This window comes from Archangium sp. (genome assembly GCF_036389735.1).
In the GTDB taxonomy this organism is placed as follows: domain Bacteria; phylum Myxococcota; class Myxococcia; order Myxococcales; family Myxococcaceae; genus Archangium.
In genome coordinates, this window is sequence record NZ_DASVWK010000441.1 from 1 (window position 1) to 2,299 (window position 2,299).

The following is a 2,299-nucleotide window of genomic DNA, read 5'->3' on the forward strand; positions in this document are numbered from 1 at the left end:
GCGATGACACACTGTCTGTCTACAAAACGAAGCTCCATCAAACCTGCCATCTGTCCTTCGCTCTTCAATAGCCGATTCACTTGATACGCGCACTCTTGCGTTTCAAGGCCATTGACGTCGGAGTCCGGTAAAGGCAGTTCAATGTCCGCAATAGAGTAATACTTCTTCGCTGAGCCTTGCACCTCGTCTGCCGCCCAAAGCCCAGGAGCTGGGTCCGTTGGGTCCACCGGCAACACGCGCTTGTTCGGTGAACGCTCCACCCGGGACTCCGGCGCCTGCCAGGGCATGCCCAGTGGGGAGGCCCCTGCTCCCGCAGGGGTGTGACGTGGCTGGGGGAAGGACGGTATGGGTTCAGGGAGCATGGGGACTGCCTGGGCTTGGTGGAGCATCGTCGGGCCCCCAGCACAGCCCGTGAGCACCCACAACAACAGGTGCAGCCCGCTCTGCCACCCTCGTTTCCAATGGGGCGATTGAGGCGCCTCGCCTCGCGGGTCCACCTCGGTCATTCCTCTTCCACACCACGTCCGCCGTCACCTCGTCAAGCACCACTTCGCCGGTTCACCCCCTCTTGTCTCCTCAACCGAGCCTGGGTGGTGAACGTTGAGGTGGTGGAGGCCCACGCTCCGGGCCTCCCCGTCCTCGGCCTCGCCAATCCTCCCCGTGCCGAGCGCCGTCTCCACCGCCCCGTTCGGCCGCGCCACCCGCCCGTTTGCGGCGAAGGTGTCAAACTCGACTTTCGCCATTTTAGGCCCGGAGAGAGCCGCAATTCATGCGGCTTTCGGCTGAGGCGGTGGAGTGGAGGCCTGCAAGCCGGTGAGAAGAAGAAGCGGGTCCACCCAGTCGGCGGAAGAGAGCGTGCGCTGGGGAAGGTGTCGAAAGACTCGTTCCGACACCTCGTCTCCTACGAATCGTCTGACACCCTTCCTGGACACCTTATCCGACACCTTGTCCGGCTACTTCTTCGCGTAGGCCTTCTTCAGGGCGGCCACGGCCTTCTTGACGTCCGGCTGCCTCACCTGCTCCAGGGCCTTGTCCGCTCTGGGGTCGGCCGCCCATTTGCCGTCCGCGGATTGGAACCACACGGCGGCCACATTGAAGGGTTCCGTTCCCGTGGGGCCCATGCCCGTTATCGCGGAGACGATGGTGAGGAGCTCGAAGCGGCCATCTCCGTTGACATCGGGAAAGGCAATGGCCTGGATCTCCTCTACGCTCCACGTGTTGGCGGGATGAGTTGGTAGCGCCTGCTCCAACTTGCCATTCCTGTAGAAACCAAACGCCACGACGCCACGATTGTCCTGACACTTCATGCTGATGAGCAGGGCCCCATCGAGCGGGGCTCCTTTTTGTTGAAGGCGGAAGCTCTGTTTGGGCTCGACGAAGGGTTGCGCGCACTCTCCCAGCGGGTTGAAGTCCTTGATGGACGCACGCTCCTGGGAGGTGATGGGCACGGGCTTCATGGCGGGCGGGGGAGCCTTCGCCACGGAGGCAAGGGGGAAACACACCAGCAGCAGCTGACAGACGCGAAGCCAGGTGGAGATCGGGTTTTTCATCGAGCACACTCCCAAGGAAGAGAGCGCGAGTTTAAGGCCAGAGACGGTATCGGCCGAGGCCCCCGAGGCGGTGTCAAAGGATTCGAAGCGAGGGGCTTGAGTGAGAACGATGCTCGGGCGTGGACGGGTAACCGACCGATCTTCAAGTCATTCCGATGACTTGGCATTGGCCCACAGGGTGCATCCGGCCTGGAGACTCGTGCGTAGGGGATGGGGATGGGCTGGCCGCTGAGGATGTTCCAGGAGGAGGGCTTCTATTTCGTGACGTCCAGGTGCTTCCAAGGACGGCTGCTGCTGCGCCCGAGCGTGGAGGTGAACGAGGTGGTGGGAGGCGTGCTGGCACGAGCCGTCCAGCAGAACGCCGGCAACGTACGGCCGCACGCCTTCACCTTTGCCTCCAACCATTTCCACCTGCTGGTGTGGGCCGGGGGGCCGCGCTCGCCGGTTTCATGCAGTACCTGCGCGCCAACCTCTCCAGGAAGGTGGGGCGACTGGTGGACTGGAGTGGCGGCTTCTGGGAGAGGCGCTATTCAGCCGAGCCAGTCCTGGACGATGAGGCGCTGGTGGGGCGGTTGCGCTACGTGCTGGCCCATGGGGTGAAGGAGGGTCTGGTGGAGAGGAGCGCCGAGTGGCCGGGCCTCACGTGCCTGCCGCAGCTGCTGGGGCCGGCGAGGCGGCTGTTCCAGGGGTTCAGCTGGACGAAGCGCTGGAGCAAGAGGAGGAGCGAGGACTTGGAGGCGGGGGAGGGG

2 protein-coding genes and 1 pseudogene are annotated in these 2,299 nt (G+C 63.9%); 1 reads left to right on the forward strand and 2 read right to left on the reverse strand.

The genetic code is table 11. The features are described 5' to 3' along the window. Both VF794_RS15805 and VF794_RS15810 read right to left on the reverse strand, forming a co-directional pair. Positions 1–287: hypothetical protein (locus VF794_RS15805; protein WP_331111238.1), on the reverse strand; the 287-nt coding region annotated here is incomplete at its 3' end. 666 nt (positions 288–953) lie between these two features. Then, complete coding sequence (locus VF794_RS15810; protein ID WP_331111240.1) at positions 954–1,550, reverse strand: hypothetical protein; 597 nt, start codon at positions 1,548–1,550, stop codon at positions 954–956. A gap of 419 nt (positions 1,551–1,969) precedes the next feature. Here VF794_RS15810 and VF794_RS15815 point away from each other — a divergent pair. Then, positions 1,970–2,299 (forward strand): annotated as a pseudogene (locus VF794_RS15815) (hypothetical protein); the annotation flags it as partial.

What these genes read in the sequence shown, in the direction of transcription:
- VF794_RS15810 (WP_331111240.1), bottom strand. Translation starts at nt 1,550, where the DNA reads ATGAAAAACCCGATCTCCACCTGGCTTCGCGTCTGTCAGCTGCTGCTG.